Annotated in this window: 24 protein-coding genes; 8 read left to right on the forward strand and 16 right to left on the reverse strand. The window is 72.1% G+C overall.

Features of this window, described 5'->3' with window-relative positions; translation table 11 throughout:
- The first annotated feature begins 121 nt into the window (after nt 1-121).
- The 4 genes from ABZ192_RS17420 to ABZ192_RS17435 are packed head-to-tail and all read left to right on the forward strand — an operon-like array spanning nt 122 to nt 3,877.
- Nucleotides 122-556: a CBS domain-containing protein gene (locus ABZ192_RS17420; protein WP_356925347.1), complete on the forward strand. Its 435-nt coding sequence runs from the start codon at nt 122-124 to the stop codon at nt 554-556.
- Entirely contained in the window at nt 553-1,227 is a 675-nt protein-coding gene (locus ABZ192_RS17425) for a diguanylate cyclase (protein WP_356925348.1), read from the forward strand. The genes ABZ192_RS17420 and ABZ192_RS17425 overlap by 4 nt, the downstream gene beginning before the upstream one ends.
- A 5-nt stretch (nt 1,228-1,232) precedes the next feature.
- On the forward strand, nt 1,233-1,775 hold the full coding sequence (locus ABZ192_RS17430) for a type 1 glutamine amidotransferase domain-containing protein (RefSeq protein ID WP_356925349.1): 543 nt from the start codon (nt 1,233-1,235) through the stop codon (nt 1,773-1,775).
- Complete coding sequence (locus ABZ192_RS17435) at nt 1,775-3,877, forward strand: catalase (protein WP_356925350.1); 2,103 nt, start codon at nt 1,775-1,777, stop codon at nt 3,875-3,877. Before ABZ192_RS17430 ends, ABZ192_RS17435 begins: the two co-directional genes overlap by 1 nt.
- Nucleotides 3,878-4,404: 527 nt before the next feature.
- On the opposite strand, the gene ABZ192_RS17440 is transcribed toward ABZ192_RS17435, so the two are convergent.
- Nucleotides 4,405-4,692 (reverse strand): DUF6158 family protein, encoded by a 288-nt coding sequence (locus ABZ192_RS17440; protein WP_010038687.1) that lies wholly within the window; start codon nt 4,690-4,692, stop codon nt 4,405-4,407.
- Nucleotides 4,693-4,757: 65 nt separating this feature from the next.
- Between ABZ192_RS17440 and ABZ192_RS17445 the strand changes: the two genes are divergently transcribed.
- Nucleotides 4,758-5,858, forward strand: a complete 1,101-nt coding sequence (locus ABZ192_RS17445) for a Vms1/Ankzf1 family peptidyl-tRNA hydrolase (RefSeq protein WP_356925351.1) — start codon at nt 4,758-4,760, stop codon at nt 5,856-5,858.
- Nucleotides 5,859-5,904: 46 nt separating this feature from the next.
- Here ABZ192_RS17445 and ABZ192_RS17450 read toward each other — a convergent pair whose 3' ends face one another.
- Nucleotides 5,905-7,524, reverse strand: a complete 1,620-nt coding sequence (locus tag ABZ192_RS17450) for an ATP-binding cassette domain-containing protein (protein WP_356925352.1) — start codon at nt 7,522-7,524, stop codon at nt 5,905-5,907.
- Between the two features lie 106 nt (nt 7,525-7,630).
- The gene (locus ABZ192_RS17455) at nt 7,631-8,173 is read right to left on the reverse strand and encodes an MOSC domain-containing protein (RefSeq protein WP_356925353.1); all 543 of its coding nucleotides are present in this window, start codon (nt 8,171-8,173) and stop codon (nt 7,631-7,633) included.
- Nucleotides 8,174-8,265: 92 nt separating this feature from the next.
- On the opposite strand from ABZ192_RS17455, the gene ABZ192_RS17460 reads away from it, so the two are divergent.
- From ABZ192_RS17460 to ABZ192_RS17470, 3 genes are all read left to right on the forward strand, one after another.
- Nucleotides 8,266-9,615, forward strand: a complete 1,350-nt coding sequence (locus ABZ192_RS17460; RefSeq protein ID WP_356925354.1) for a diacylglycerol kinase family protein — start codon at nt 8,266-8,268, stop codon at nt 9,613-9,615.
- A 99-nt stretch (nt 9,616-9,714) separates the two neighbouring features.
- Nucleotides 9,715-10,536 (forward strand): methyltransferase domain-containing protein, encoded by an 822-nt coding sequence (locus tag ABZ192_RS17465; protein WP_356925498.1) that lies wholly within the window; start codon nt 9,715-9,717, stop codon nt 10,534-10,536.
- 42 nt (nt 10,537-10,578) lie between these two features.
- On the forward strand, nt 10,579-10,749 hold the full coding sequence (locus ABZ192_RS17470) for a hypothetical protein (protein WP_020270859.1): 171 nt from the start codon (nt 10,579-10,581) through the stop codon (nt 10,747-10,749).
- Nucleotide 10,750: 1 nt separating this feature from the next.
- On the opposite strand, the gene ABZ192_RS17475 is transcribed toward ABZ192_RS17470, so the two are convergent.
- The 13 genes from ABZ192_RS17475 to ABZ192_RS17535 form a co-directional block, all read right to left on the reverse strand.
- Nucleotides 10,751-11,071: a gas vesicle protein K gene (locus ABZ192_RS17475; protein WP_356925355.1), complete on the reverse strand. Its 321-nt coding sequence runs from the start codon at nt 11,069-11,071 to the stop codon at nt 10,751-10,753.
- Nucleotides 11,068-11,256, reverse strand: coding sequence for a gas vesicle protein (locus tag ABZ192_RS17480; RefSeq protein ID WP_003994122.1), 189 nt, complete (start codon nt 11,254-11,256; stop codon nt 11,068-11,070). Before ABZ192_RS17480 ends, ABZ192_RS17475 begins: the two co-directional genes overlap by 4 nt.
- A 16-nt stretch (nt 11,257-11,272) precedes the next feature.
- Entirely contained in the window at nt 11,273-12,028 is a 756-nt protein-coding gene (locus tag ABZ192_RS17485; RefSeq protein WP_356925356.1) for a GvpL/GvpF family gas vesicle protein, read from the reverse strand.
- Nucleotides 12,025-12,363: a gas vesicle protein gene (locus tag ABZ192_RS17490; RefSeq protein WP_086560744.1), complete on the reverse strand. Its 339-nt coding sequence runs from the start codon at nt 12,361-12,363 to the stop codon at nt 12,025-12,027. The genes ABZ192_RS17485 and ABZ192_RS17490 overlap by 4 nt, the downstream gene beginning before the upstream one ends.
- On the reverse strand, nt 12,360-13,460 hold the full coding sequence (locus ABZ192_RS17495) for an SRPBCC family protein (RefSeq protein WP_356925357.1): 1,101 nt from the start codon (nt 13,458-13,460) through the stop codon (nt 12,360-12,362). Before ABZ192_RS17495 ends, ABZ192_RS17490 begins: the two co-directional genes overlap by 4 nt.
- On the reverse strand, nt 13,457-14,062 hold the full coding sequence (locus ABZ192_RS17500; protein ID WP_356925358.1) for a DNA primase: 606 nt from the start codon (nt 14,060-14,062) through the stop codon (nt 13,457-13,459). The genes ABZ192_RS17495 and ABZ192_RS17500 overlap by 4 nt, the downstream gene beginning before the upstream one ends.
- Complete coding sequence (locus ABZ192_RS17505; RefSeq protein WP_356925359.1) at nt 14,059-14,322, reverse strand: gas vesicle protein GvpG; 264 nt, start codon at nt 14,320-14,322, stop codon at nt 14,059-14,061. Before ABZ192_RS17505 ends, ABZ192_RS17500 begins: the two co-directional genes overlap by 4 nt.
- Nucleotides 14,323-14,326: 4 nt before the next feature.
- Complete coding sequence (locus ABZ192_RS17510) at nt 14,327-15,100, reverse strand: GvpL/GvpF family gas vesicle protein (RefSeq protein WP_356925360.1); 774 nt, start codon at nt 15,098-15,100, stop codon at nt 14,327-14,329.
- Complete coding sequence (locus ABZ192_RS17515; RefSeq protein WP_010038714.1) at nt 15,097-15,531, reverse strand: gas vesicle structural protein GvpA; 435 nt, start codon at nt 15,529-15,531, stop codon at nt 15,097-15,099. The genes ABZ192_RS17510 and ABZ192_RS17515 overlap by 4 nt, the downstream gene beginning before the upstream one ends.
- Nucleotides 15,532-15,577: 46 nt before the next feature.
- The gene (locus ABZ192_RS17520; RefSeq protein WP_356925361.1) at nt 15,578-15,955 is read right to left on the reverse strand and encodes a gas vesicle protein; all 378 of its coding nucleotides are present in this window, start codon (nt 15,953-15,955) and stop codon (nt 15,578-15,580) included.
- A gap of 92 nt (nt 15,956-16,047) precedes the next feature.
- A complete protein-coding gene (ligD, locus tag ABZ192_RS17525) occupies nt 16,048-16,977 on the reverse strand; it encodes a non-homologous end-joining DNA ligase (RefSeq protein ID WP_356925362.1) in 930 nt (309 codons plus the stop codon).
- On the reverse strand, nt 16,974-18,821 hold the full coding sequence (locus ABZ192_RS17530; protein ID WP_356925363.1) for a transketolase: 1,848 nt from the start codon (nt 18,819-18,821) through the stop codon (nt 16,974-16,976). The genes ligD and ABZ192_RS17530 overlap by 4 nt, the downstream gene beginning before the upstream one ends.
- Nucleotides 18,818-21,004 (reverse strand): FAD-dependent oxidoreductase, encoded by a 2,187-nt coding sequence (locus ABZ192_RS17535; RefSeq protein WP_356925364.1) that lies wholly within the window; start codon nt 21,002-21,004, stop codon nt 18,818-18,820. Before ABZ192_RS17535 ends, ABZ192_RS17530 begins: the two co-directional genes overlap by 4 nt.
- Nucleotides 21,005-21,135: the final 131 nt, after the last annotated feature.

Below are 21,135 nucleotides of genomic sequence, written 5' to 3' on the forward strand. Positions count from 1 at the left end.
CGAACCCGTCGGCGTTCTCGCCGGGCGCGTCGTTGCTGCGCAGGTCGTAGTTGTAATGTGCGTCCGAGTTGAGGACGAGGTTGCCGCCCCCGCCGGCCGGGGAACGGAGGGAGGGCCCTCAGTGAAGGCCGAGTTGGTGAAGGACGTGATGACCCCGGGTGTGGTCGCCGTACGCCCGGACGCCTCGCTCGTCGAGGCGGCGCAGTTGATGCGCACCCAGAACATCGGCGACGTGGTGGTGGCCGACGGGCAGGACGTGATCGGCGTGCTCACCGACCGTGACATCACGGTACGGGCGGTGGCCGACGGGGCCGACCCGATGACGGTGAGCGCGCAATCGGTGTGCACACCGGATCCGGTGACGGTGACGCCGGACGAGCGGGTGGCGACCGCGGCCGCGCTGATGCGCGAGCACGCGGTGCGCCGCCTGCCGGTGGTGGAGAACGGGCTGCCGGTCGGGATGGTGAGCCTCGGCGACCTGGCCGAGGCCGAGGATCCCGCGTCGGCGCTCGCCGACATCAGCCGCGCCGAGCCGGACGCCCGGGGTGGTGTGTGAGCACCGACCAGGCGAAGGAGATCAGTGCCAGTGGCGTCACCGTGGACGTCGGTGACGCCACGACCCGCTATCTGCTGTACGGACTGCTGCCTAGCTGGTTCGTGCCCGGGGTGGCCGACTGGGCGATGCACCGGCGGACCCGTATCGAGGAGACGGCGGGGACGAGGGAGTCCCTGATCCACTCCCTGATGATGGCCGAGGTAGGCATCCCGATCGCGCTGACGCTGCGCTACGAGGTCAACCCGCTGCTGCTGAGCGTGCAGCTGGGCGGGGCCGCGGTGCACGAGGCGACGGCGCTGTGGGACGTCCGTACGGCCGTCGACAGCGAGCGGGAGGTCAAGCCCGTAGAGCAGCACATCCACAGCTTCCTGGAGTCGCTGCCGTTCGCGGCGCTGGCCTCCCTGATGTGCCTGCACGCCGACCAGGTGAAGTCGCTGCTGCGCGGCGGCCGCGGGGATCCCGAGGCGTGGCGTCTGGTGCCGCGCCGGCGGCCGCTGTCACGCGGCTATCTGGCGGGCATCGCCGCGGCGATCGGCACCTGTGTGCTGCTGCCGTACGGCGAGGAGTTGCTGCGATGCGTGCGTACGGGCCGCAGGAACCGCAAGAAGGAGAAGAACGCGAGGAGCGACGCGGCGCGCTGGAGCGCCGCGCGCTCCGGGAAAGGACGTTGAGCATCATGCGTATCGCATTTCTGGTGGCACCCGAGGGCGTCGAGCAGGTCGAGCTGACCGATCCGTGGCAGGCCGCGAAGGACGCCGGTCACGAGCCCGTGCTGGTGTCGACGCAGCAGGGGGAGATCCAGGCGTTCAACCACCTCGACAAGGCGGACACCTTCCCCGTGGACGAGGTCGTGGGCGAGAGCGAGCCGGGCTCGTTCGCCGCTCTGGTGCTGCCGGGCGGTGTGGCCAACCCGGACTTCCTGCGGATGGACCCCAAGGCCGTCGCGTTCGTCCGGGACTTCTTCGAGCAGGGCCGCCCCGTGGCCGCGATCTGCCACGCGCCGTGGACCCTGGTCGAGGCGGACGTCGTACGCGGCCGGGTGCTGACCTCGTGGCCGAGCCTGCAGACCGACATCCGCAACGCGGGCGGCACCTGGGTCGACGAGCAGGTGAAGGTCTGTGACCACGGCGCCAACAAGCTGGTCACCAGCCGTAAGCCGGACGACCTGAAGGCGTTCTGCGAGGCCTTCCTCGACGTCTTCGCCGAGGAGGCCGCCTGATGCCCTCGCCCGCCGACCGGAAACAGGAACAGCGCGAGGCCTTCAAGGCGGACGATCCGGCCGGCGGGCCGCTCACCACCGACCAGGGAGTCGAGGTCGACCACACCGACGACTCCCTGGCCGCGGGCGAGCGCGGCCCGACGCTGATGGAGGACTTCCACTTCCGGGAGAAGCTCACCCGCTTCGACCACGAGCGGATCCCGGAGCGGGTGGTGCACGCACGGGGTGCGGGCGCGTACGGCTATTTCGAACCGTACGAGTCCTGCGCGGAGTTCACCCGTGCGGCGTTCCTCCAGGACCCGGCCGTGCGCACGCCCGTGTTCGTACGGTTCTCGACCGTGCAGGGCCCCAAGGGCTCGGCGGACACGGTGCGGGACGTGCGCGGCTTCGCGACCAAGTTCTACACGTCGGAGGGCAACTACGACCTGGTCGGGAACAACTTCCCCGTCTTCTTCATCCAGGACGGGATCAAGTTCCCCGACTTCGTGCACGCGGTGAAGCCCGAGCCGCACAACGACATCCCGACGGGCGCGTCCGCGCACGACACCCTGTGGGACTTCGTGTCGCTCCAGCCCGAGACGCTGCACGCGATCATGTGGCTGATGTCGGACCGGGCGATCCCGCGCAGCTACCGCATGATGCAGGGCTTCGGCGTGCACACGTTCCGGTTCGTCGACGCGGACGGCAAGGGCACGTTCGTGAAGTTCCACTGGAAGCCACGGCTCGGCGTGCACTCGCTGGTGTGGGACGAGGCACAGGAGTGCCAGGGCCGCGACCCGGACTTCAACCGGCGTGACCTGTGGGACGCGATCGAGGCGGGCGAGTACCCCGAGTGGGAGCTGGGCGTGCAACTCGTGCCGGAGGAGGACGAGTTCGCGTTCGACTTCGACCTGCTCGACCCGACGAAGATCATTCCGGAGGAGCAGGTGCCGGTGCGGCCGATCGGCCGGATGGTGCTGGACCGCAACCCGGAGAACTTCTTCGCGGAGACCGAGCAGGTCGCCTTCCACACGGCGAACGTCGTCCCCGGCATCGACTTCACCAACGACCCGCTGCTCCAGGCGCGGAACTTCTCCTACCTGGACACCCAGCTGATCCGGCTCGGCGGGCCGAACTTCTCGCAGCTGCCGGTGAACCGGCCGGTCGCGCCGGTGCGCAACAACCAGCGCGACGGCTATCACCAGAGCGCGATCCACTCCGGCACGAACTACTTCCCGAACTCGCTCGGCGGGGGCTGCCCGGCCCACGCGGGTGCCGGGGGAAGTGCGTACACGCATTACGCCGAACGGGTGGACGGCCACAAGATCCGGCGCCGCAGTCCCAGCTTCCAGGACCACTACAGCCAGCCCGCGCTGTTCTGGAACAGCATGGCGGACTGGGAGAAGCAGCACATCGTCGAGGCGTTCCGGTTCGAGCTCGGCAAGGTGAGCGCGATGACCGTGCGGGCGCGTACGGTCGAGCACCTGGCCAAGGTCGACGGGGACCTGGCGGTGCAGGTGGCGCGGGGTGTGGGGGTGCCGGAGCCGTCCACTGCGCAGGCCGGGTCCAAGTCGGCCTCCCCCGCGCTCAGCCTGGAGTCGCTGCGCGGGGACGGATCGATCCGGACCCGGCAGATCGCGGTGCTGGTCACCGACGGCGTGGACGCCGAGCAGATCACCTCCGTGCGGGAGCGGCTGGCCGCCGAAGGCGCGATCGTCGAGGCGCTGGCCCCGACGGACGGGACGATCACCGGCTCCGACGGCGAGACCTACGCCGTCGACCGTGCCCTGCCGACCGTGGCGTCCGTGCTGTACGACGCCGTGCTGCTGCCCGGCGGGCCCGTCGGCACCCCGCCGACGGCGGCCGACCCGGACGCGGTGCGGTTCGTACGGGACGCCTACCGGCACGGCAAGCCGGTCGGCGCACTCGGCTCGGGCGTGGGCGTCCTGTCGGCCTTGGAGCCCGAGGGCCTGCGGCTGTCGACGGAGTTCCACCGCGTGGTCACGGACCAGGGCGTGGTGACGGACACCTCCCCGGGCCCGGCGAGCGAGGAGTTCCTCAACGAGCTCTGCGCCGCGATCGCGGCACACCGCCACTGGGGACGGGCGCCGGTGCGGCACTGAGCCGGGGCCGGGGACAGGGCCGGGCCGCGCTTGTGGGGGCGCGGCCCGGCTCGCTTTGCGCCGGTGCGGGCGGGGTCGCGCGCTTGTGCGGCGCGGGCCGGGTTGCGGTGTGCCGGTCCGGGCAGGGGCCCGCGTGTGATGCCCCGGTACGGGGCGGGGGCACGCTTGTACGGTGCGGACAGGCCGGGCTGCGCGGTGCGGAGCGGCCCGCCTTGTGCCGAAACCCGGTCGCGACGGGCCGGTGCCGACCCGCGTGAAGCGCCGGCGGGCCGGGGTTCGCTGCGCGGTGCGGGTCAGGTCGGGGGCCGGGTCAGGTCGGGGGCTGTGCGGCGCGGGCCGCGGGCGCGTGGTGCCGCTGCCGGCCCGGGGCGCGGTGTGCCGGTGCCGGCCCGGGGCGCGGTGTGCCGGTGCCGGCCCGGGGCGCGGTGTGCCGGTGCCGGCCCGGGGCGCGATCGGCCGGTTCCGTACAGGGCGCGTTACGCCGCTGCACGCCCAGGTGCGTCGCTTCCGTGGCGGTCCGGCAGGGTTCAGGTGCCGGGAGTCGTGGGCGTCGTCGACTCCCCGCTTCCCCGTTCCCGGGCGCCTTCGCGGGTGCGGCCCGCGGCCACCGGGCGGCGCGGGTTGCGGCGCAGGAACTCGCCCTCCAGCTGCGCCATGCGCTCGTTGTGGGCCCGCAGCGCATCGTTCGAGCCGTAGAGCAGCGTGTCGTGGCGCGTGCGGTGGATGGTCTCCAGCTCTTTCATGAGCTGCTGGTCGTCCAGCCGGTCAGGGTCCACTCCGGTCATGGTGTTGCCCCGCTCGTCGTGTTCGTTCATGTGGTCCGGGTACCCGCCCGGGGAGCAACTGAGCACTACCCCCGAGCGGCATCCGGGAGGGAGCCATGGATCTCGCCTTTCTGCACCCACTGTACGAACACCCCGGGCCTTGGGCCTCGGTGTACGTCGACACCTCCCGGCATACGGAGGCCACCCCCCACGAGCGGCAGCTCACGGCCCAGGCGATGGCCAGGCAGCTGGCCGACCAGGGCGCGGACGAGGCGACCTGCCAGGCCGTGCAGAGCGCGATCGAGGACCTGCGGCACTCTTCGGAACCGCACGGCCGGGCCCTGTTCGCCCGCGCCGGCGAGGTGGTCCTCGACCCGCCGCTGGCCCGGCCCCCGCAGGGCGGCGACTGGGCCGAATGGGCCCCGCTGCCGCGGGTGACGCCGCTGCTGGAGCTGGCCGGCGAGGACCCGGTGTGCGTGGTGGCGTACGTCGACCGCAAGGGCGCGGACTTCGAGCTGCGCAGCGCACTGGGCCGTGAGGACGCCGGAAGCGTCACCGGGCGTCAGTGGCCGGTGCACCGGACGAGCTCCGTGGACTGGTCCGAGCGGCATTTCCAGCTGCGGGTGGAGAACACCTGGGAGCACAACGCCGCGGAGATCGCCGACGCGCTCGCCGTGTGCCAGGAGGAGACCCGCGCCGACCTGCTGATTCTCGTCGGCGACGACCGTGAGCGGCGGTCCGTGCACGAGCGGCTGCCCAAGCGGCTGCACGACCTCGTCGTCGAGGCGCCGCACGGCACCGGCAGCCGGCTCCTCGACGAGGACGTGGAGCGGGCCCGCGCCGAGCACGTGGCGCGGCGGGCCGAGGCGGAGCTGGAGCGGTTCCGGGCCGCGCGGAACCCGGACGACGAGGGCCGCGCCGCAGCCGTGGAGGGCGTGCCCGCGCTGATCGAGGCGGCGCGCGAGCGCCGCATCGACGAGCTGCTGATCAGGCCGGACGGGCCGGACGCGCACCGCGAGGTGTGGATCGGCGAGGACCCGGACCAGGTCGCGGTGCGGCGTACGGACCTGAAGATCCTCGGCGAGCAGCACTCCTGGCCGGCCCGGGCGGACGACGCGCTGATCCGGTCCGCCGTGGCGACGGACGCGGCGGCACTGGCCGTCGCGGAGCGCGAGGTCCCGGCAGGGGGTCTCGGGGCGCTGCTCCGCTGGAAGTGAGCGGGGAGCAGGGCGCCCTACAAGCCGGCCCCGTACGAGCCGGCCCCTAGCGGGCCCGCTCCACCCTGCGCTCGTCCCAGACCGGGTCCGGGGTCTCCCGGACCCGGCCGTCGCTGCCGAAGACCAGGTAGCGGTCGAAGGAGCGGGCGAACCAGCGGTCGTGCGTGACCGCGAGCACCGTGCCCTCGAAGGCCTCCAAGCCCTCCTGGAGTGCCTCCGCGGATTCCAGGTCCAGGTTGTCGGTCGGCTCGTCGAGCAGCAGCGCCGTCACGCCCTGGAGCTCCAGCAGGAGGATCTGGAAGCGGGCCTGCTGTCCGCCGGACAGGCGGTCGAACGTCTGCTCGGCCTGGTTCGTCAGCTCGTAGCGGCGCAGCCGGGACATCGCCGCGCCGCGGTCCTGTGCGTGTTCCGTCCACAGGATGTCGAGCAGTGTGCGGCCCTCCAGCTCCGGGTGCGCGTGCGTCTGCGCGAAGTGCCCGGGTACCACCCGGGCTCCCAGTTTCCACTGGCCGGTGTGCGCCACGTCGCCGCCGGCGAGCAGGCGCAGGAAGTGGGACTTGCCGGAGCCGTTGGAGCCGAGGACGGCGACGCGTTCGCCGTAGAAGACCTCCAGGTCGAAGGGCTTCATCAGGCCGGTGAGTTCGAGTCCTTCGCAGGTGACGGCCCGGACGCCGGTGCGGCCGCCCTTGAGCCTCATCCTGATGTCCTGCTCGCGGGGCGGCTCGGGCGGCGGGCCGGCCTCCTCGAACTTGCGCAGGCGGGTCTGGGCGGCGGCGTATCGAGAGGCCATCTCATGGCTGACGGCGGCGGCTTGACGGAGCGTCAGCACCAGCTTCTTCAACTGGGCGTGTTTCTCGTCCCAGCGCCTGCGCAGCTCCTCGAAGCGCTCGAACCGCTGCCGGCGGGCCTCGTGGTACGTGCCGAAACCGCCGCCGTGCACCCAGGCGTCGGCGCCGGCGGGGCCGGGTTCCAGGGAGATGATCCGCTGGGCGGCGCGGGCGAGCAGTTCGCGGTCGTGAGAGACGAAGAGGACGGTCTTGCGGGTCTCGGCGAGCCTCTCCTCCAGCCAGCGTTTGCCGGGGACGTCGAGGTAGTTGTCGGGCTCGTCGAGGAGGAGCACCTCGTCGGTGCCGCGCAGGAGGGCCTCCAGGACGAGCCGTTTCTGCTCACCGCCGGAGAGGGTGCGGACCTGGCGCCACTGTGCCTTCTCGTAGGGAATGCCGAGCGCGGCCGTGGTGCACATGTCCCACAGGGTCTCGGCCTCGTAGCCGCGGGCCTCGGCCCAGTCGGCGAGGGCCTGGGCGTATGCCAGCTGTGCGGCCTCGTCGTCGACGCTCATGAGGGCGTGCTCGGCGGTGTCCACGGCGTGGGCCGCCTCGCGGATGCGGGGGGTGGCGACGGACACGAGCAGGTCCCGTACGGTGCTCTCGTCGCGTACGGAGCCGACGAACTGCCGCATCACGCCGAGTCCGCCGCCCACGGTGACGGTTCCGCCGTGCGGCTTGAGCTCACCGGCGAGCATGCGGAGCAGGGTCGTCTTCCCGGCCCCGTTGGGGCCCACGAGGGCGACGACGGCCCCCTCCCCGACCCGGAACGAGACGTCACCCAGCAGCGCCCTTCCGTCGGGCAGGTAGTACTCCAGATGCGCTGCTTCGAGGTGACCCATGCGTGTGATTCTGTGTGGCGGACGCCGCCGCGGGCAAACCCATTTCCGCGGGGCCGCGCACCCACCCGGCCCGGGCCAAACGGTCAGACGGCCGGGGTGACGACGGTCAGACTCGCTCCAGAGGCCGGTGCGGCTCCGCAGGAAGTTCGACCGCGATCGCGTCGCCGGGACGCACCACGCCCCCTTGCCGCACCACGCTCATGATCCCTGCCTTGCGCACGACGTTCCCCGCCTCGTCGCGCCCCACGACCCGCTTCAGCAACCCGTCCTGGAAGAGGTCGATCTGCAGGCAGGGATTGCGCAGGCCGGTCACCTCCAGCACCGCGGTGTCGCCGATGCGCAGCAGCGCGCCGGCCGGCAGACCGAGCAGATCGACGCCCCGCGTGGTGATGTTCTCGCCGAGTTCGCCGGGCGCCACCTTGAACCCCTCCTCACCGACCTCCTCGAAGAGCTCCTCGTGCATCAGGTGCACCTGGCGCAGGTTCGGCTGGGTCGGATCCTGCGCGATGCGCGACCGGTGCTTGACCGTCACCCCGGCGTGCACGTCCCCCTCCACACCCAGCCCGGCGAGCAGTCCGATGCTGTCACGGTTCGGCTTGGTGAACGAGTACTCCCCGTTGCTGCTGACCGCAGTCACTCGCCCGCTCATTCCTCGGTCCCCCCTCTTCGGTCATGATGATCAGCCCTGAGCCTGCCCATGGAGGGCCGGTGTGTCCACCCCCCTCCGGGTACCCGCACTCCATGACGCCCGCCGTCCCGCCCCGACTGAGCCGCAGCGCGAACCACGGCACCCTGTGGCTCGCTGCCGCCGCCGCACTCGCGGCGACCCGCACCCCCCGCGCCCGCCGCGCGGCGACCCGCGGACTGGCTTCGCTCGGCCTCGCCTCCCTCACCGTCGGCGCGCTCGGCAAGCGCACGGTCCCCACGGTGCGGCAGCTGAAGCGGCGGCCGGCCGCCGCCGCGTTCCCCTCCGGGCACGCCGCATCGGCCGCCGCCTTCGCGACCGGTGTCGCGCTGGAGTCCCCCGCCTGGGGCACGGTCGTCGTCCCGGTGGCCGCCTGCGTCGCCCTCGCTCGCGCCGACAGCGGCCCGCACGTCCCGGGCGACGTCGCGGCGGGCGCCGCCGTGGGCGTGGGCGCCGCGTTCGCCGTACGGGCCCTGGTGCCGACGCGGGGCCAGGTCGCCCCGCCGGCCCGGCCCCGCGCCGAGGTCCCGGCGCTGCCGGACGGCGAGGGACTCGTGCTGGTGGCGAACACCGGCGCGGGGAGCGCCGAACGGGTCCGTGCCCTGCGGGACGCCCTCCCCCGGGCCGAGGTGGTCGAGTGCGAACCGGCGGACGTACCCGCCGAGTTGGAGAAGGCGGCCACCCACGCCCGGGTCCTCGGCGTGTGCGGCGGCGACGGCACCGTGAACGCCGCCGCCCGTGTGGCGCTCAGGGCACGCCTGCCCCTCGCTGTGCTCCCGGGCGGGACCCTGAATCACTTCGCCTACGACCTGGGCATCGAGGACGTACGCGATCTCGCCCGCGCGCTGCGTGCGGGCGACGCCGCGCGCGTGGACGTGGGCCGGTACTCCTGCGGGGGGAAGCACGGTGTCTTCCTCAACACGTGCAGTGTCGGCGTCTATCCGGAACTCGTGCGCGAGCGGGAGCGCTGGTCGCACCGGATCGGCGGCTGGCCCGCGGGGGTGGTCGCGGCCCTGCGCGTGCTGCGGGCCGACCGGCACCCGCTGGAGGCGGAAGTCCGGGGCCGTACGCATCCGTTGTGGCTGCTGTTCGCCGGGAACGGCACCTATCACCGCATGGGGCTGGCGCCGGGGCGCCGGAGGGACCTGGCGGACGGGCAGCTCGACGTGCGGGTCGTGCACGGCGGTCGCCGGCCGGCAATCCGGCTGCTCGCCGCCGCCCTCGCGGGACCGCTGACCCGCTCCCCCGCCCACGCCGCCGTCCAGGTGGGACGGCTGCAGCTGGACCACGTGGCGCCCGGCACGCTCCTCGCCTACGACGGTGAAGTCACCGAGGTGGAGGGCCGCGTGACCCTGGAGAAGCTGCCCGAGGCGCTGACCGTCTACCGGCCGATCCCGTCTGACTGACACAGCGTCAGTCCATATGGCGGGAATGCTGTCTCAATATACGGCCGCACTGCGTACGGTGATCCCATGCCGACCCGATACGAAGGGGTGGGATCCGCCATGCCGGAACCACGGGAGACCGCCGTCTACACGCACGGGCACCACGAGTCGGTGCTCCGTTCACACACCTGGCGGACCGCCGCCAACTCGGCCGCGTATCTGGTGCCGTCGCTCCGCCCCCACATGAAGATCCTGGACGTCGGGTGCGGGCCGGGCACCATCACCGCCGACCTGGCGGAGCTCGTGCCCGACGGGCATGTCACCGGCGTCGACCGGGAGCCGGGGATCCTGGAGCGGGCGCGTGCCACGGCGGCCGGGCGGGGGCTCGCCAACGTCGACTTCGCGGTCGCCGACGTGCACGCCCTGGGCTACCCGGACGCCACGTTCTGTGTGGTGCACGCCCACCAGGTGCTCCAGCACGTGGGCGATCCGGTGGCGGCCCTGCGCGAGATGAGGCGGGTGCTGAGGCCCGGCGGCCTGGTCGCCGTGCGGGACGCCGACTACGAGGCCATGACCTGGTTTCCGGCGTCCGATGGGCTCGGCGACTGGCTGGACCTCTACCGCCGGGTCGCCCGGGCCAACGGCGGCGAGCCGGACGCCGGGCGCCGGCTGAAGGCGTGGGCGCTGCGAGCCGGGTTCACGGACGTCACGGCGACCTCCGGCACCTGGACGTTCGCCACGCGGGAGGAGCGGGACTGGTGGAGCGGACTGTGGGCCGACCGGACGCTGGCGTCGGCGTACGCGGACCGGGCCCGGCAGGGCGGGCACGCGAGCGAGGCGGAGCTGCGGGCCGTGGCCGACGCCTGGCGGGAGTGGGGGCGAAGGGAGGACGGCTGGTTCAGTGTCCTGCACGGAGAAATTCTCTGCCGGAAGGACGCCTGAAACACGGATTCGGGGACACCCTAAAAGCAGGAGGTTCGAATTATGGTTCCCATCCTGCTGGTGCTGCTTCTGGCGTTGGTTCTGTTCGGCGCCGGATTTGCAGTGAAGGTTCTCTGGTGGATCGCGCTCGCGGTTCTCGTTCTGTGGCTGCTGGGATTCTTCGTCCGTGGTACGTCGGCGGCCGGAGGCAGGGGCCGTTGGTACAGGTGGTGAATTAGCCCCCGTCGCGGGGCAGCAGCGGTCCGAGCGGCCCGAGGTCCAGATTGAGGTCCTCGGGCCGCAGTCCGTAGCGGTCCCGTAGTTCCGCCATCCGCTCCTCCAGCAGCATCAGCGTGAGGCCGATCCGCTCCTCCTGGTCCTCGCTCAGATCCCCCACGTCGAACCGGCGCAGCGCCTGGCGCTCCATGAGCTGGCGCAGCAACTCCACTACCGTGAGCACGAGTTTGACCAGGTCACGCTCGACGGTGTCGGGTTCCAGGTCCAGCCGGTTGCGGCGCGGCCGCGGGTCCTGCGCGGGCTGGTCGGACGACGTCACAGCAACTCCTCGAACGGGGAGGGCACCTGGGCGTTCACCGAGCTGATGAGCGCGTTGAGGTCGATACGGACGAGGTCGACGTCGGCGATGCGCAGCGTGATGTCCCCCGTGATCACGACGCCGCCGGCGAGCAGCCGGTCGAGCAGGTCCACGAGGGCGACCTCACGGCGTTCCACTACGGTCACGGCTTCTTCCCGTCAGTCATGTGGTCTCCCCGGCGAACGAATAGGCCGCCCAGGGGCCGGTGAGTTCGACACGCATTCCGGGCAGCTCGCCCTTCGTGCGGTCGACCATTTCCACGAATTCCTCGGAATGCGAGCGCGGCACAAGATAGGCGGCGTTCAGTACGTTCCGCCCGGTCGCTTTCGACAGCGCGGGATTCTGCGGGGGATGCAGCCGGGAATCCTCCGCAAATGCGGAAAGCTTTTCGTGCAGTCGGGCGGAAAAGCTTTCCGCCTTCTGCCACATCTCCTCGTGCGACCGGGTCTGCATACGCCGCTGCCGCAGGTAGTCGCGGCCCGATGCGGCTTTCTGCGCGGGCCGGGCGCTCTCCTGCGGCTCGGACTCGGCGTACACCTTCACGCCCCACTCGACCCGGCCCTCCAGCCGGTCGAGGGTGCGCCGGAAGTCCTCTTCGCGCGCCTCGATCATGGTCCGTACGCCGCTGTCGTCACGGAAGACGGTGCCCAGCCGCAGCGGCAGCGGCGTCGTGACCGTGGTGAGCGCGTCGATCACGCCCTGGTGGGCGCGGGCGGTCGCGGTGAGCCAGTCCAGATCCTCCAGATGGGCGCGGAGCGGTTCCTCCGCGAAGTCCCGCTCCGGTACGTGGCTGACCACGGCCACGAGGCCGTGGTGGGTGAGCGCTCTGGGCGGATCACCCGCCACACCCGACAGCTGGGACTGGAGCGGCGTACCGAAGGGGCGGCAGACGGCGTAGACGTACCGCAGTCCGGTCACGGTGCCTCCTTCTTCTGCGCTCGGCCGGGCTCCAGTTCCTCCAGCCGGGCCAGCCTCTCGCGCAACTCGGCATTCTCACGGGTCAGTTCATCACGGCGGGCCCGCGAGCTCAGTGCCGGGTCGGTCTCCCACCAGTCGATGCCCATCTCCTTCGCCTTGTCCACGGAGGCGACGATCAAACGCAGCTTGATCGTGAGGAGTTCGATGTCGAGCAGGTTGATGCGGATGTCGCCCGCGATCACGATGCCCTTGTCGAGCACCCGTTCCAGGATGTCGGCGAGGTTGGCGCCGCTTCCGTGGCCGTAGGGTTCGGGCATCCTGCTGGGCGTTGTCATCGACGGCTCCCGCCTTCGGCGTACTCGTCCTCGTCGGCCTCTTCCTCCTCGTATTCCCCTTCAGGCTCTTCCTCGGGCTCTTCCTCCGGCTCTTCCTCGTCGTACTCCGACTCGGCTTCGTCCTCGTACTCGCCCTCGGGTTCCTCCTCGCCTTCCTCTTCCTCGCCCTCGGGTTCCTCGCCCTCGGGTTCCTCGCCCTCTGGACGCTCCTCCTCGGACTCCTCCTCGGCGACCGCGTCCTCGTGGCTGCGGACGACCTCACCGTCGCGGATCTCGCCGCGCCAGCTGTCCTCGGCCTCGCCCTTGATCGTGATGAAGCGGACGAAGTTCTTCAGGTCGAGCCGGGCGCGGCGGCCCTGGGCGCGCCAGATGTTGCCGGTCTTCTCGAACAGGCCCGTGGGGTAGTACTCGATGACCAGCAGGACCCGGGTGAGGTTGTCGGCGAGGCGGTGGAAGGAGACCACGCCCTTCGTCGTGCCCTTGGCGCCTTCCGACGTCCAGGCGATGCGGGCGTCGGGCACCTGCTCCGTCGTCTGCGCCTTCCAGCTGCGGTTGGACCAGAAGACCTTCAACTGCCAGTCCGAAGTGGTGTCGTCGGCCTTGTTCGCGGCCTTGACACCTTTCGCGAAGGTGCTGAAATCCTGGTACTGCGTCCACTGGTCGTACGCCGTGCGCAGCGGCACGCCGACATCGATGTGCTCGATGATGACGGTGGGCTTCTTGCCCGCCGAGCGCTTGCGTTTGCCCTTGCCGCCGCCCAGGCTCTTGAAGGCGCCTGTGACCTTTTCCTTGATGCTCGACCCGCCGGTCTCCAGGGCGGCGCGCACCGGGCCCTTGCCCTCGGCGAGCTTGCGGCCGCCGTCGAGGGCGAGCTTGGCGAGGCCGGGGCTGTTGCCCTCGGCGATGTCGTTCAGTCTGTTGGTGGTCTCGCCGAGCTTGCGGCCCACGCCGGTCAGCATGCGCGTGGCCTGGAGCGTGAGGTACTCCTGCAATTCGGCCTTCAGCCGGTCGGCCGCCTCGCTGTGGGCCACGTCGGTGAGTGGGTTCTTCTTCGCTCCGTTCGCGGCGGAGGTCGCAGATCCGAGAGTGTCGGTCATCCCTCACCGCCTCCCTTCGGCAGCCGGGTCCGTGAGCTGCCGCCCCCGGCCGTTGTCTTCTTCGCCGCCGTCTTCTTGCCCGCGGTCTTCTTGGCGGGGGCCTTCTTGGCCGGGGCCTGGCGCGCCGCCTTCTTCCCGGGCGCCTTCTTGGCCGGAGCCTTCTTCGCCGCCTCCTTCGGGGCCGGCTCCGGCTCCTCGTCCCCTTCCGGCCCTGAGTCCTCGGCTTCGGCCTCGGGCTCCTCGTCCTCGGCGTCCTCGGCGTCGGCCTCAGGCCCCCCGGGCACCACGCCCGACAGCTGGTCGCGCACCTGGGCCGTACGGCCGTGCAGCCGGTCGGCGAACGCGTCGATCTGCCGCTCGACCATGGCGCCGGATGCCGCCTTGCCGACACCGCGCAGGTCCTGCCGCAGCTGGTCGCCGATCTCCTTGAACTGCGGGTTGTTCCGCAGTTGCTGCTGGACCAGGTCCGCGACCATGCGCGGGCTCAGGTTCATCTTCTTCCCGGCCACCAGGCCACCGACGGCCACCGCCATCTTGAGTTTCTTGGTCCGTCCCAGGAGGTATCCGGCCCCCACGGCGAGACCCAGTCCCACTCGGTTCATTGTGTTGTCCCGTTACCCGTTCCCGCGCTCCCGCGCGAAGCGATCTCCAACCGGTCGAGAAGTTCGTCCTCGAGGCGGTCGAACTCCTCCTCGGTGATCTCTCCGGCCTCCAACTGCTCCTCGAGGCGGCCCAGTTCGGCCCGGATCGTGGCGGGGTCGTAGTAGATCCGCTCGGCTTCCTGGACTACCTGTCTGATGGCCCAGGCGCTGCCGCGCACCGGTGCGAACGGCAGCAGCAGCACCTCGGAGATCAGGCCCACGTCGTCACCCCGCTCCGGTGTCCGTGCCGCTCGCCATGGCGTCCGCCGGCTCGGCCGGGCCGGGCTCGACGAAGCTGTACGGCGGCAGCGGCCCGTTGACCCGCACCTCCAGGTGCGGCAGCTCCTTGCGGGCCTCTTCCACGGCCGCCAGGAAGCTGTCGGCCGACTTCCGGTCCACCAGGAACGACACGTTGGCCAGCCAGCCGGTGGACTCGGGGCCCACGCTCACGGCCTCGGCAGCGGGCTCCAGGACGCGCTGGAGCGCGGCGGCGTCCTCGGCCTCCCGGGCCTTGACCGCGGCCGCGACCATCTCGCCCAGCCGGATCTTGTCGTCGTAACTGCCGCCGCCGGCCTGACGGTTGGCCTCGGCGAGACCGCGGATCTCCGGGTTCTCGGCCATCACCTGGTGCAGTACGGCCTCTTCGACGTGGTTGGCCTTGACGTTGTACTCGACCCGGCCGTCCAGGGCCCGCAGCCGCTCCTTGTAGTGCTCGGCGCGCTCGGCGAGGACCGAGGTGATCGAGTTGTCGTCCGGGGCGACGCTGCCGAACCGCATGGGCAGCACACAGCCGGCCGCGCCCGCCTCGCTGAGCACGTTCTGGTGGGCGAGCAGGTCCTTGCGCTTGGGCCGCAGCCCTTCGGGCGCCTCGCTGACGACGGCCGCCAGGTCGCCCTCGCGCAGGATGCGCACCGGGCGCGGCGGGTCGCCGACACCGCCCATGCCCTCGGGGAGTCCGGGGTGCGAACTCGCCGCGATGCCGTAGACGTAGGTGCTCACTCCTGCTCCTCCTTCCGGCGGGCGGACGTGCTCTTACGGGCTCGCGGACGGGACTCGGTCTCCTGCTCGGAGCCTTCGGAACGCGCCTGCTTGAAGGCGTCGGAGATGGTTTCGGCGGCGCCGGACAGCGCCCCCTTGGACTTGCCGCGCGCGCCGGACTCGGTCATCTCGCCGACCAGGTCGGGCAGACCCGGATCCTTGCGCGGTCCGGCCTCCAGGTCGAGCCGGTTGCACGCCTCGGCGAAGCGCAGATAGGTGTCGACGCTGGCGACGACGACGCGAACGTCGATCTTGAGGATCTCGATGCCGACCAGGGAGACTCGCACGAATGCGTCGATGACGAGCCCCCTGTCCAGAACAAGTTCAAGCACGTCGTAGAGACCGCTGCTGCCGCCTCCGCCGCCGGTCTGCTGTGCCGGTACGACTGTCATGCCGGGTGTCCCTCCTTGTCTGTGGGTGCGGGTCCGGTCGGGCGGCCTAGTGACCGCCGGTCCTTCGCGGGTCGGACCGCCCCCGCTCGTAGCGGCGGACGCGGCGATACCCCGTGAGCTGCCCCTGAGCGTCGAGCTCCACCTGGTAGCTCGCCATCAGGCTCATCGTGTCGGGCACGCGCTCGAGTTCGAGAACCTCGACCTCCAGCGCCCAGCCCTGCTCGGTCTGCTCGAAGGACGACACGGACTCGGCGGTCATGCCGGTGAGCTCCGCGAGCTGGCCGCGCGCCTGGCGCAGCACCTCCATGGGGCTCGGCCGGTCGTCGGCCGCCTTGTCAGTCGGTTTGCGGGAATTCTGAGAGCTCTGGGAGTCCTGAGAGTTGTGTGCACTCTGTGACTCTTGCGTGTTCTTTGTGTTCGACATGGCCACCTCCCCCTCCGTGTGGCCGCAAGCGTGTTCGCCAAACCTCTACGGACGCATGCATCTGCCACCCGCCGGAGGGCGGCGGGCGTGGTTCAGCCGCTCAGCGCGGTCAGCCGGCGTCGGGCCGGTCCCAGGGCCCGGCCGCGGGCCGGCAGGCCCGACCAGGGGTCGGTGCGGGCCTGCTCGACGGCGTCGGCGATGGTCCAGCGGCGGGCGTGCAGCTCGGGGTCGTCCAGCTGGTCCCAGGTAATCGGGGTGGCCACGGGCGCGCCCGGCCGGGGCCGGACGGTGTACGGCGCGACGGCGGTCTGCGCGTAGGCGTTGCGCTGCACGTCGAGGTAGAGCCGCTCACCGCGGTCCTTCTTGCGGGCGGCGGTGGTCAGCCGGTCGGGGTGGGCGCCGGCGAGGGTGCCGGCGACGTCGTGGGCGAAGGAGCGCACCTCGTCGAAGTCGTGCCGCCCGTTCAACGGCACGATCACGTGCAGCCCGCGCGATCCGGTGGTCATCAGCGCCGAGGGCAGCTCCAGCTCGTCCAGCAGCTCCCCCAGCAGCCGGGCGGCCTCGCGCACGGCCTCGAAGTCGTCCCCCGCCGGGTCGAGGTCGAAGACCAGCCGGTCGGGGTGGTCGACGCTGTCGGCGCGCGACAGCCAGCGGTGCAGCGTGATGCTTGCCTGGTCGGCCAGGTAGAGGAGGGTGGCGGTGTCGTCGCAGACGACATGGCGGACGGTGCCGCCCTCCTTGGCCACCTCGGCTCGGGTGATCCACTCCGGGTAGTGGTCCGGGGTGTTCTTCTGCATGAACGTGGGCCCGTCCAGCCCGTCCGGGTGCCGCTCCAGCATCAGCGGACGGCCGCGCAGGTGCGGCAGCATGAAGGGAGCGGCGGCCCGGTGGTAGTCCACCAGATCGCCCTTGGTGTACTCCTTGGCGTCCCCGCCTCCGGGGAAGAGCACCTTGTCCGGCCGGTGGACCTCCACGGTGCGGCCGCCGGCCCGCACCCTGCGCGTGCCGTCGCCGCCGCTCACGGCACGACCGCCTCCTCCACCAGCAGCCGCCCGGCCGCCGCGATCGACTCGGCGTCGATGCCCGCGGCGTGCAGCTGCTCGTCCGGGGAGGCCGAGCCGGGCGTGCTCCGCACGGCGAGCCGCACCAGGCGCGGTACGGGGCGTCCGTCGGCGAAGGCCTCCAGGACGGCGTCGCCGATGCCGCCCTCCGGGTGGTGGTCCTCCACGGTCACCAGGCAGCCGGTCTCCTCGGCGGCCTTGCGCAGGGCGGCCCGGTCGACGGGCTTCACCGAGTACAGGTCGATCACCCGTGCGTTGATGCCCTCCTGCTCCAGGGCGTCGGCGGCGGCCAGCGCCTCGTGCACGGTGACGCCCGCCGCCACGAGGGTCAGCCGGTCGTTGCCGGAGGAGCGCAGCACCTTGCTCCCGCCGACCGGGAAGTCCTCGTCCGGGCCGTAGATCACCGGGCTCTCGCCGCGCGAGGTGCGCAGGTAGCGGACGCCCTCCAGACCGGCCATCGCGCCGACGAGCCGCGCGGTCTGGTTGGCGTCGCAGGGGTACAGCACGGTCGAGCCGTGCACCGCCCGCATCATCGCCAGGTCCTCCAGGCCCATCTGGCTGGGCCCGTCCTCGCCGATGGCGACGCCCGCGTGCGAGCCGACGAGGTTGATGCCGGCGCCGCTGACGGACGCCATCCGGATGAAGTCGTAGGCCCGGGTCAGGAAGGCGGCGAAGGTGGCGGCGTACGGCACCCAGCCGCGGGTCGCGAGCCCGACGGCCGAGGCGACCAGCTGCTGCTCGGCGATGTAGCACTCGAAGTAGCGGTCGGGGTGCTCCTTGGCGAAGAACTCGGCGCGGGTGGAGTCGCCGACCTCGCCGTCCAGGGCGACGATGTCGCCGCGGCCGGTGCCGAGGGCGGCGAGGGCCTCGCCGAAGGCATTGCGGGTGGCGACCTCCTCGCCCGTGTCCCACTTGGGGAGTTCGAAGTTCCCGGTGTGGACGGAGTGCAGCATGCGGGCGGCCGGCGGCTCCTGCACCTGGACGCGGATGTCGCGCGGGCCGCCGAGTTCGGCGATCGCCTCGTCGGCCTCGGGGAGCGGTTTGCCGTGCAGGCCCTCGCGGTCCTGGACCCCTTCGACGCCCTTGCCCTTGAGCGTGCGGGCGAGGATCGCGGTGGGCTGGCCCTTGGTGGACAGGGCCTCGCCGTAGGCGCGGTCGATCGCGTCCACGTCGTGCCCGTCGACCTCGATGGTGTGCCAGTCGAAGGCCTGGAAACGGCGGGCGTAGGCGTCCAGGTCGTGGCCGTGCCGGGTCGGGCCGCGCTGGCCGAGCCGGTTGACGTCGACGATCACGGTGAGGTTGTCGAGGTGCTCGTACCCGGCGTGCTCGGCGGCCTCCCACACGGAACCCTCGGCCAGTTCGCTGTCGCCGCACAGCACCCAGGTGCGGTAGCCGGTGCGGTCGAGCCGCTTGCCGGCCAGCGCGATGCCGACCCCGACCGGCAGGCCCTGCCCGAGCGAACCGGTGGCCGTCTCGACCCAGGGCAGGCGCTGCGGCGTGGGGTGCCCCTCCAGGCGGCTGCCCAGCTTGCGGAAGGTGAGCAGCTCCTCGTCGTCGATGGCGCCGGCCGCCTTGTACGCGGAGTACAGCAGCGGGGAGGCGTGGCCCTTGGAGAGGACGAAGCGGTCGTTGCCGGGGTGGGCCGGGCGGTCGAAGTCGTAGCGGAAGTGATGCGCGAGCAGGACGGCCAGCAGGTCGGCCGCGGACATGGAGGAGGTCGGGTGCCCGGAGCCCGCGGCGGCGGCAGCGCGGACACTGTCCACGCGCAGCTGTTGTCCGAGGTCGGTGAGTTCACCGGTGTTCATGAGTCTCCTTTCGCGGAGTCGTCCGGGACGTCGGATCGCTTGACGGGCCCGGGGGCGGTGTCGGGGCCGGGGGGTGGCTGATCGGGCGGGGGATGGGGGGTGGGCCCGGGCTGGTTCTTGGCGGGTTCGCCGCCGGGCTGACTCTTGGCGGCTTCGCGCCCGGGCTGATTCCTGGCGGGCTCACCGCCGGGCTGGTTCCTCGCCGGTTCGCCGCCGGGCTGATTCCTGGCGGGCTCGCCGCCTGGCTGGTCCTTGGCCGGCTCCCCGCCGGACTGCCCCTTCGCAGACTCACCCCCGGGCCGGCCCTCGGCAGGCTCGCCGCCAGGCTGATTCCTGGCCGGATCGGCGGGCTCCCCACCGGAGCGCCCCTTCGCGGGCTCACCCCCCAGATGCCCCTTCGCGGACCCACCCCCGACCGGTCCCTTGGCAGGCTCGTCGGTCGGCCGGTTCCTGGCCGGTTCGCCACCGGGGCGGCCCTTGGCCAGCTCCTCTTCCGACCGGCGCTGCGCGGCCCCGGATCCGGGCCGGTGCTGGTTCCGCGTCGCCCCGGATCCGGGCTGCCCCTTCGCGGGCTCACCCTCCAGATGCCCCTTCGCGGACCCACCCCCGACCGGTCCCTTGGCAGGCTCGTCGGTCGGCCGGTTCCTGGCCGGTTCGCCGCCGGGGCGGCCCTTGGCCAGCTCCTCTTCCGACCGGCGCTGCGCCGCCCCGGATCCGGGCCAGTCCTGCGTCGCCCTGGATCCGGGCTGCCCCATCGCGGGTTCTTCTCCGGCCCGGCCCTGCGAGGGTCCGGCGCCGGTCCCCCCGTCGTGCGTGTCGGCCGCGATCGCCGCCCCCGGCCCGGACCGGGCGCTGGCCTCCTGCCGCCGTTCCGGCCCGCCCGGCACCCGGGCGAGCTCCGGCGAGGACGTGTCCAGCGGCACGGACCAGGACCGGACGAGCCCCAACTGCACGGCCTGGCGCGGCAGTACCGCGTCCAGCAGCCAGTCGGCGGCGACCCGGACACGGTTCCCGGGCATCGCGGCGAGGTGGTAGCCCCGCGTCACCGCACCCGCCGGCACCCCGGACAGGGGCACGCCGAGCGGATTGGCGGCGGCCTTCGCACCGCCCAGATCGACGACGAAGCCCAGGTCGCGATGGCGGTAGGGCTTGCGCGCGCCGCCGAGGCCGAGCGAGGCGGCGACGTTCTGCGCCGCGACCTTGCCGTGCCGCCAGGCGTGCTGCGCGGTCATCGGCGTGTAGCTGCCCGGCTTGTCCAGATCCGGCACCGCGGCCACGTCACCGCAGGCGAACAGCTCGGGCCGGCCCGGCACCTGCAGGTGCGGGTCGACGAGCAGCCGCCCCTTCTCCATGGGCAGCCCGAGGGACTCGACCAGCGGGTCGGGCCGTACGCCCACGCACCACACCAGCGTCCGGGTCTCGACGAACTCGCCGTCGGTCAGCACGACCCCGTCGGGCGTGGCCTCCTTCACGGAGGTGCCCATCCGCACGTCCACGCCCCGCTGCCGCAGCACCCGGTCGGCGGTGGCGGACAGTTTCTCGTCCATCTCGGGCAGCACCCGAGGCGCCACGTCCAGCAGCATCCAGCGGGGCCGCATGCCCTGCCGCAGCGGGTGCTTGCGGACCTGCGCGTCGGTGAACATCTGCCCGTGCGCCGCGACCTCCGTGCCGGTGTATCCGGCGCCGACCACGACGAAGGTGCACCGGGCGGCGCAGCTCTTGGGGTCGTCGGCGGCGGCTGCCAGCTCCACCTGCCGGGTCACGTGGTCGCGCAGGTACAGCGCCTCCGGCAGCCCCCGGAAGCCGTGCGCGTACTCGGCGACGCCGGGGATCGGCAGCAGCTTGTTGACGCTGCCGGCGGCGAGCACCAGCCGGTCGTAGGCGAGCGTGCCCTCATCGCCCTCGGGCCCGGTGTAGTGCAGGGTCCGTCCGTCGAGGTCGATCCGGTCGGCCTCGCCCAGCACGAGCCGTACGTTCGGCAGCGTGTCCGAGAGGGAGACCGTGACCCGGCGCGGCTCCAGGACACCGGCCGCGACCTGGGGCAGCAAGGGCAGATACAGGAAGTAGTCGGTGGGGTTCAGCAGGGTGATGTGCGCCCGGCCCCGGGTCTCCCGGGACAGGGTGCGGGCCGTGCGGTACCCGGCGAAACCGGCACCGACGATCACGATGCGGGGTCGACTCACGGTTCGCTCGCCTCCGGCGCTGTCGCGTAGCTCGGGAGCCTTCCGCGTCCCCCTGGCCAGGGCACCCAAACGTCCGCCGGGGCCCTCCCGGCCGAACGCCGCCGGTTTCCGGACCCGCGCCCGGGTACCCG

Origin of the sequence: Streptomyces sp. NPDC006235 (genome assembly GCF_040613735.1) — a bacterium.
GTDB lineage: Bacteria > Actinomycetota > Actinomycetes > Streptomycetales > Streptomycetaceae > Streptomyces.